1 protein-coding gene is annotated in these 256 nt (G+C 44.1%); it reads left to right on the top strand.

Annotated features, from left to right (window positions below):
- Positions 1 to 256: tetratricopeptide repeat protein (locus tag DP116_RS29170; protein ID WP_246275562.1), on the top strand; the 256-nt coding region annotated here is incomplete at both ends.

Genomic DNA, 256 nt, shown 5'->3' with positions numbered 1-256 from the left:
CTACAACCAAGCACTTCCACTGCGTCGTGCGGTGGGCGACAGGCGTGGAGAAGCTACAACACTCAATAATATCGGGCTAGTTTTAGGAGAAAAACAAAAAGCACTTGAATTCTACAATCAAGCAGTACCGTTGTATCGTGCAGTGGGCGACAGGAGTGGAGAAGCTACAACACTCAATAATATCGGGAAAGTTTACTCTGCTTTAGGAGAAAAACAAAAAGCACTTGAATACCTAAACCAAGCACTTCCACTAAAC

Origin of the sequence: Brasilonema bromeliae SPC951 (assembly GCF_012912135.1) — a bacterium.
Lineage (GTDB): Bacteria > Cyanobacteriota > Cyanobacteriia > Cyanobacteriales > Nostocaceae > Brasilonema > Brasilonema bromeliae.
The sequence above is the reverse complement of the archived record's forward strand: the minus strand, read 5'-3'. Positions and strand labels throughout refer to the sequence as shown.